The organism is Aedoeadaptatus acetigenes (assembly GCF_025566985.1).
In the GTDB taxonomy this organism is placed as follows: Bacteria; Bacillota; Clostridia; order Tissierellales; family Peptoniphilaceae; genus Aedoeadaptatus; species Aedoeadaptatus acetigenes.
The window spans coordinates 56,886-64,218 of record NZ_JAOQJD010000013.1 but is presented as its reverse complement, the minus strand read 5'-3'; the positions used below and the strand labels follow the sequence as shown (position 1 = coordinate 64,218).

The following is a 7,333-nucleotide window of genomic DNA, read 5'->3' as shown; positions in this document are numbered from 1 at the left end:
ATTGACCAATCGGATAGCTACATTGAAGCGAAAATAGAAGAGATCAATCGTCGCCCGCGTAAATGTTTAAACTGGAAAACGCCTTATGAGGTTTACCATTCAGTAGAGTTGCACTTGACTTGACAATTCAAGGGGAAAAATTCCATTAGGTACGAATGGCGGGATCCATGTGAAGAATAATAAATGATACGGCGAGAAAGATCGCCGAGAGCCAAATGGTCTTCAGGCCCATGAGAGAAAAGCACAGGCCGCCGATTAAGGCGCCGACGAAAAAGATGCCTACGATAAAGAGCACGGTGCGGCTCGTCTCCTTGTGGACGGCGCCCTTCGTGTGGTGGTAGCCCGCCAAATTGTGCATGATCGTGCGCACATTGCCCACGCACATGGTGGTGGCGGCGTTAATGTCTGCGAATTTTCTGAAGGTGTTCACCTGCATGCCGCAGGAGAAGGCCATCATGCTGTTTGCTACACTGTCAAGCTCCCCGGAGAGAAAGCCTACCACGACGAGAATCGCGATCTCCGTAGCCAGAATGCGCTGCTTAAAGTGCAGGCCTATGCGCCTTTTTTGAGAGAATGCCACGCGTCCGGAGACATAGACTCCGAGGGCGAAGGATGCGATTTGAATAAAGTAGCGGAGCATGGCAGGAAAATTTCCCTCGGCCAAGTTAAAGGCCATAAGTACCACATTGCCCGTGAGGGCGTTGACGAAGACTTTTCCCCGAAGGGCGTAGGAGTAGCCGTCTTGCAGGCCGCCGGCCAAGGTGAGAAAGGTGGCGAAGAGCAGGGATTCGGACCAGGTCTTATCCTTCATAAATCCCTCGCATTCTTTCGATTAAATCCTTGTACAGAGGAAGCATATGGGCTTCCGATACGAAGGTATCCAGTTCCCTTATAGGCACCCACTTGCGATTGTCCTTCACCTCGAGCAAAGTGTCGTCTTCGTGGCCCACAAAGCCGTAGCAAAAATTAATGTGGAAGTGGCTGTCCACGGGCTCCCCCTTTCGCAGGTGGGCCGCCACGGGCATAAGCTCCATGGCCAGAGGCCCTCCTGAGAGGGGCTTTACATAAAGAATCCCCGTCTCCTCGTAAAGCTCACGAAGGGCCGAGTAAAAGAGCGCCTCCCCTTCTTCCACGTGGCCGCCGGGCCAGGAGAAGGATTTGTAGATCGGATGATAGATCATTAAGAGCTTATCCGCCTCGAAATCCACCACCATGGACGAGGTGGTGTAGTGGTAGGGCGCCGCGCGGTTCGTGGCGATAAGGGAGGGATCCAGGCGCAGCAGATGCTCCCTGTCTTCGGCTTCTTTTTCATTTTTCGGTTCGTAGGATTCAATCCATTCCATAAATAACCTCCAGTGCCGGCGAAAAGGCCGACGGTACGGCGTACGTATTTTTCAGCGCTTCTTTTGTGGCCCAGGTGCGGTCGCCCTCCGCGGCAAACAGAGCCTCCACCGGCGCGTAATAAACCCACACATTCCATATGCGGTGGCTGAAGACGTGGCGGTATTCGGCCACCTTCTCCGGTTTTTTCGCGACGAAATCCGCCTCTGCCAGTCGCTTCATCACATCCTCCGGCCGAATGTGGCCCTCTGCCATGGGAAAGCCCCACATGGATGCCAAGAGTCCGCCGGTGCGCTTCTCGATTAAAAAGCGGCCCCCGAGATCGATAAGAAGCACCGTCACATCCTCTTCTTTCTGCTTCTTCTTCGGCGTCCTTCTCGGGTAGTCTTCGGCGCAGTTTGCATGATAGGCCATACAATCACCCTGAAGAGGGCAATCGCCGCAGGCCGGGGAGGTGGGCGTGCAGATCTTGCTCCCGAGATCCATCATGGCCTGATTAAAATCCCCGGGCCGATCCCGGGAAATGGCCTCATTGGCGAGCTCAAAGATCCGCCGCTTTCCCGCCGCCTTGTCGATCATCTCATCGATCATATAGAGGCGGCTGAAGATGCGAAGTAAATTCCCGTCCACCGCCGCCACCGCCTCGCCGTAGGCGATGGATGCAATGGCCGCCGCCGTGTAATCGCCGATGCCAGGAAGGGCCTTTAAGCCCTCAAAGTCTTCGGGCATCCCATCCCGGGCCACGATCTTTGCCGCCGCCATTAAATGCTTCGCCCGGCGGTAGTACCCGAGGCCCTGCCAATGCTTTAGAAGAGCCTCCTCCTCCGCCGCGGCCAAATCCTTCGCCGTGGGAAAGGCCGCCATAAAGCGCTCGTAATATGGAATCACCGTCGCCGACTGGGTTTGCTGAAGCATAATTTCAGAGACCCAAGTGGCGTAGGGATCCTTCGTTTTTCGCCAGGGCAGCCCGCGATCCTTGGGGGCGTACCAGTTTAAAATTTTTCTCGAAATACACATGAAGCTATTATAACAAAAAGGCTCGAAAGGTCTATATTGACGGGATTTCCTAAGCATGTTATAGTTAAAAAGGATATCATACAGAAATAATCGGATATAGGAGGATGTTTGAATAGATGAATGCATTATTAAAAGTAGAAGGCGTGCGCGCCTCTGCAGGTGAAAAAGAAATATTAAAAGGCATGAACCTGGAGGTCAACAAAGGCGAAGTTCACGTCATTATGGGCCCCAACGGCAGCGGGAAATCCACCCTGGCCAATGTGATTATGGCCAACCCCGCCTACACCATGACCGAAGGCAAGATTTACTTCGAAGGGGAAGATGTCTCCGACGAATCCACGGACAAGCGCGCCCGTCGCGGCTTGTATTTAAGCTTCCAAACCCCCTACGAAATTCCGGGGATCAGCGTGGAAAACTTTATTCGCCAAGCCCTTCTGGCTCGCGGCGAAAAGACCTCCATCGTGAAGTTTAAAAAGGCCCTGGAAAAGAAAATGGAACTTCTGGACATGAAGCCGGAATACGCAAGCCGCTATTTAAATGTGGGCTTCTCCGGCGGGGAACGGAAAAAGACGGAAATCCTTCAACTCTTAATGCTCGATCCCAAGCTCGCCATCTTGGACGAAACGGACTCGGGTCTCGACGTGGATGCCGTCGCCACCGTGAGCCGTGGCTTAAAGGAATATTTGGACGGCGAAAAATCCGCCATTATTATTACGCACCATAGAGAAATTCTGAAGGAAATCCACCCGGATTTCGTTCACGTCATTAACAACGGCCGCATCGTCACCGAAGGCGGCGACGAAATCATCGACCGCATCGAAGAAGAAGGCTTCGGCTGGATTAAGGATGAGCAACATGCGTAAGAAGACAGAAATTCAAGACATGGACCGGGGGATTTACGACGAGAGAAATCCCTTCACCTATCGAAAAAAGACGGAACAGGGCTTAAACGAATCCATCGTGCGCCAAATTTCCGCCGAAAAAAACGAACCGGCCTGGATGCTTGAAAAGCGTCTGGAAGCCTTAAAGATATTTAACGAAAAGGAAAACCCGAGCTGGGGACCGGATCTGTCGGAAGTGGACATGGACAAGGTCATCACCTACATTCGTCCCGACGCGGATTTGGCCGCCGACTGGAACGACGTGCCGGAAGAAATCCGCAGCACCTTCGACAAGCTGGGCATTCCCGAGGCGGAAAAAGAAGCCATGCTCTCAGGCGTCGGCGCCCAATACGACTCGGAAGTAGTCTACCACAGCATTCAACAACACCTGTTGGACCAAGGGGTTATTTACACGGACTTCGAAACGGGCCTCCACGAATACGAAGACATCGTGAAGGAATACTTCGGCAAGTGCATTAACCCGAGTTTGCACAAATACGCCGCCCTGCACTACGCCGTATGGAGCGGCGGCAGCTTCGTCTACGTCCCCGAAGGCGTGGATGTGGACGTGCCTCTGCAGTCCTACTTCCGCTTAAACGCCCCGGGGGCCGGTCAATTCGAGCACACCCTTATCATCATCGAAAAAGGCGCCAAGTGCCACTTTATCGAAGGCTGCTCCGCACCGAAATACAACGCATTGAACCTGCACGCCGGGGCCGTTGAGCTCTTCGTCAAAGACGACGCCACCCTGCGCTACTCCACCATCGAAAACTGGTCGAGAAACATGTACAACTTAAACACCAAGCGGGCCATCGTGGGCAAAAACGGCAAGATCCAATGGGTCTCCGGCTCCTTCGGCTCCAAGGTGAGCATGCTCTATCCCATGAGCGTCCTGGCAGGAGACGGCGCGCAAAACGAATACACCGGCATCAGCTTCGCCGGGGCCGGACAAAACATCGACACCGGCGCCCAAGTTATTCACGCGGCCAACGACACCAAGAGCTCCATTCAATCGAAATCCATTTCCAAGGGCGGCGGCATCGGCGTCTACCGCGGGCTCGTAAAAGTGGCGGACGACGCCAAGCACACGAAATCCACCGTCTCCTGCGAATCCCTCATGCTCGATGATTTGAGTCGTCAGGACACGATTCCCGCCATCGACATTAACAACCGGGACGTGGACTTCGGTCACGAGGCAAAAATCGGCCGCATTTCCGACGAGGTCATCTTCTACCTTATGACCCGCGGTATTCCCGAGGAAGAAGCGCGGGCCACGGTGGTTCGGGGCTTCGCCGATCCCATCGCCAAGGAACTGCCCCTGGAATACGCCGTCGAGATGAACAACCTCATCTCCTTGGAATTAGAAGGGAGCATCGGCTAATGAAGGCACACAAGGGAAATATATTAGATTATAAAACCTACTCCTATTTAAATGTAAATGAAGTAGAAGTTGAAGGAAGCGAGATAAAAGGCGACGAACAAGCTTCCGCTGCCGAAGTCTTTAAAAATTACGATTACGGCATCAGCAAAGAAATGGTGGAACATCATGACATGAACTCCACGATCGCCAAGCGATATAATATTACGTGCACGAAAGATCTCGGCGTCAACAGACTGGACGGCGACGGGGACGAAATCGTAACCTTAGATTTCGATGTAGCGGAAAATGCCCACTTTAACGGTTATTTCGCATCGAAAAAGACAGGCGGCTATCGCTCCGCCCTCGTGCGCATTCACGTAAAGAAAAAGGCAGTAGCCCGCTTATATTTCGTCAACATGGACGCGAGCGAAGTGGCCAACTACCTTTCTCTCGGCGCCATCGTCGAAGAAGGAGCGAAACTTGATTGCTACATCTTCCACATGGGAGACGGCGATGAAACCAGCAATGTGAAATGCTATTTGAAGGGCGAAAACGCCCTCGGCAATATTCAATCCATCTATCTCGGAAAAGGCGGCCAATCTTACGATTTGGTTTACGACATGATTCACGAAGGAATCGATACCACCTCGAACCTCGTCGTGGACGGTGCCCTTATGGACAATGCCTATAAGGTATTTAAGAGCCGCATCGACTTTTTGGAAGGATCCAAACACAGCCGGGGCAACGAAGAGGAATTTGCCATTCTCCTGGATTCCACGGCCCGAAGCCTTTCTGTGCCGGCCCTGTTGAGCCACGAAGACGACGTGGAAGGCAACCACGCCGCCAGCGCCGGAAAATTGGATCAGGACATGCTCTACTACTTCCTCACCCGCGGCTTCGATACAGAGACGGCGGAGCGCATGATTATCGACGCGAAATTCGCACCGGTCATCGACGCGGTGATTTACGAAGACGAACGCAAGGCCATTTACGAGGAATTGGAACGGATTATGGGGAGGCGCCATCATGTTGCAAAGTAGTGAAATCAGAGAAATCCGCAAAGACTTTCCCTTCCTGGAACTGTCTACGAAAGAAAAACCGCTGGTCTATTTAGATTCGGCAGCCACGACGCAAAAACCGAGACAAGTCATCGAAGCCATGAACCGTTATTACAGTTATGAAAACGGCGGGCCCCACCGCGGCGCCCACCGCCTGTCCATGGCGGCCACGGAAGTCTACGAAGGCGCCCGGGAAGCGGTGAAAAACTTTATCGGGGCAAATAGCGTGGAAGAAATCGTATTTACCAGAAATGCCACGGAAGGGCTCAACCTCCTCGCCTACTGCTGGGGCCTTGAAAACCTCAAAGAAGGCGACGAAATCGTCCTGTCCATTATGGAACACCACGCCAATCTCGTCACCTGGCAATACGTGGCGGAAAAAACCGGCGCGAAACTTGTGTATCTCTACATCGACGAAAACAAAGAGATTCCGAAAAAAGAAATCGAAGAAAAGATCACGGCCAAGACCAAGCTATTGGCCATTACCCAATCTTCCAATGTTTTGGGAACCATGCCCGATGTAAAGAGCATGATCGCTTATTTGAGAAAAGTAAGCCCCGACGCCAAGGCCGTGGTTGACGGCGCCCAAGCGGCTCCTCACATGCCTGTGGATGTGAAGGATCTGGACTGCGACTTCTACGTCTTCAGCGGCCACAAAATGCTGGCGGCCATGGGCGCAGGGGTCCTCTACGGCAAGCTCGACAATTTAAACGCCATGAAGCCCTATATGTACGGCGGCGACATGATCGAGTACGTCTACGAAGATCATTCCACCTTCCTGAAGGCCCCCGGGCGCTTTGAAGCCGGCACCCAAGACGTCGGCGCCGCATCGAGCCTTCCCGTGGCCATCGACTATTTAAACGCCATCGGTCTCGACAAGATCCACGAATACGAAAGCTACCTCGTGGACTACGCCTACGATGCCATGAGCCAAATGGACGACATTACCATTCTCTCCCGCCCCACCAATCCGAGAGGCGGACTCATTACCTTTAACTTTAAAGACGTCCATCCCCACGACGTGGCATCCATTTTGGATTCCAAGGGCATCGCCATTCGCAGCGGCCACCACTGCGCTCAACCCCTGCACAGAAGCTTCGGCATTCACTTCTCCTGCCGGGCAAGCTTTGCCGTCTACAACACCATCGAAGAAGTGGACTACTTTATTAAGAATCTCGACGAAGTAAGGAGGTTGATGGGTCTTGGCACTCGATGATATTTACACCACGCTCATTATGGAAGAGTCCCGCTCGCAGCACAACAAAGGGGATTTAGAAAACCCGGACTTTAAAGAGCTGGGCCACAACCCGAGCTGCGGCGACGAAATCACTCTGCAGATCAAACTGGACGGCGACGTGCTGAAAGACCTGTCCTACACAGGCGAAGGCTGCGCCATCTCCCAAGCGTCCACCTCCATTATGATCGACACGGTGCGTGGAAAGACGCGAGATGAAGCCGTGCACCTGGCCGACACCTTTATCGGCATGATCAAAGGCGTCTCCCTCACGGAAGAGGAAGAAGACGCATTGGAAGACGCCATGGCATTCGAGGGCATTTCCAAATTGCCCGCCCGGGTGAAATGCGCCGTGCTTCCCTGGTACACCTTAAAAAACATTCTGGAAAAATAATTTGAGCCGCCTCGCGCGGCTCTGTTTTTTTATAAAACAGACTAAAAA

The 7,333-nt window shown here is 53.0% G+C and carries 8 protein-coding genes and 1 pseudogene; 6 read left to right on the top strand and 3 right to left on the bottom strand.

From position 1 onward, the window contains the following. Positions 1-123 (top strand): annotated as a pseudogene (locus tag OCV31_RS07965) (IS30 family transposase); the annotation flags it as partial. A 22-nt stretch (positions 124-145) separates the two neighbouring features. Here OCV31_RS07965 and OCV31_RS07960 read toward each other — a convergent pair. Genes OCV31_RS07960 through mutY form a run of 3 tightly spaced genes read right to left on the bottom strand, consistent with a single transcriptional unit; the run spans position 146 to position 2,358 of the window. Then, entirely contained in the window at positions 146-811 is a 666-nt protein-coding gene (locus OCV31_RS07960; RefSeq protein ID WP_148474118.1) for a YoaK family protein, read from the bottom strand. Next, complete coding sequence (locus OCV31_RS07955) at positions 801-1,343, bottom strand: NUDIX hydrolase (RefSeq protein ID WP_148474116.1); 543 nt, start codon at positions 1,341-1,343, stop codon at positions 801-803. Before OCV31_RS07955 ends, OCV31_RS07960 begins: the two co-directional genes overlap by 11 nt. Continuing rightward, the gene (gene mutY, locus OCV31_RS07950; protein ID WP_267303895.1) at positions 1,330-2,358 is read right to left on the bottom strand and encodes an A/G-specific adenine glycosylase; all 1,029 of its coding nucleotides are present in this window, start codon (positions 2,356-2,358) and stop codon (positions 1,330-1,332) included. The genes OCV31_RS07955 and mutY overlap by 14 nt, the downstream gene beginning before the upstream one ends. A gap of 116 nt (positions 2,359-2,474) precedes the next feature. Between mutY and sufC the strand changes: the two genes are divergently transcribed. The 5 genes from sufC to sufU are packed head-to-tail and all read left to right on the top strand — an operon-like array spanning position 2,475 to position 7,285. Continuing rightward, positions 2,475-3,221, top strand: coding sequence for a Fe-S cluster assembly ATPase SufC (gene sufC / locus OCV31_RS07945; protein ID WP_108831367.1), 747 nt, complete (start codon positions 2,475-2,477; stop codon positions 3,219-3,221). Continuing rightward, on the top strand, positions 3,214-4,620 hold the full coding sequence (gene sufB / locus OCV31_RS07940) for a Fe-S cluster assembly protein SufB (RefSeq protein ID WP_148474111.1): 1,407 nt from the start codon (positions 3,214-3,216) through the stop codon (positions 4,618-4,620). The genes sufC and sufB overlap by 8 nt, the downstream gene beginning before the upstream one ends. Continuing rightward, positions 4,620-5,639 carry a SufB/SufD family protein gene (locus OCV31_RS07935; RefSeq protein ID WP_148474109.1) on the top strand — a complete coding sequence of 340 codons (1,020 nt, stop codon included), beginning with the start codon at positions 4,620-4,622 and terminating at the stop codon, positions 5,637-5,639. The genes sufB and OCV31_RS07935 overlap by 1 nt, the downstream gene beginning before the upstream one ends. Beyond that, the gene (locus OCV31_RS07930) at positions 5,626-6,873 is read left to right on the top strand and encodes an aminotransferase class V-fold PLP-dependent enzyme (RefSeq protein ID WP_148474107.1); all 1,248 of its coding nucleotides are present in this window, start codon (positions 5,626-5,628) and stop codon (positions 6,871-6,873) included. The genes OCV31_RS07935 and OCV31_RS07930 overlap by 14 nt, the downstream gene beginning before the upstream one ends. Next, complete coding sequence (sufU, locus tag OCV31_RS07925) at positions 6,860-7,285, top strand: Fe-S cluster assembly sulfur transfer protein SufU (protein WP_148474105.1); 426 nt, start codon at positions 6,860-6,862, stop codon at positions 7,283-7,285. Before OCV31_RS07930 ends, sufU begins: the two co-directional genes overlap by 14 nt. The last annotated feature ends 48 nt before the right edge of the window (positions 7,286-7,333 follow it).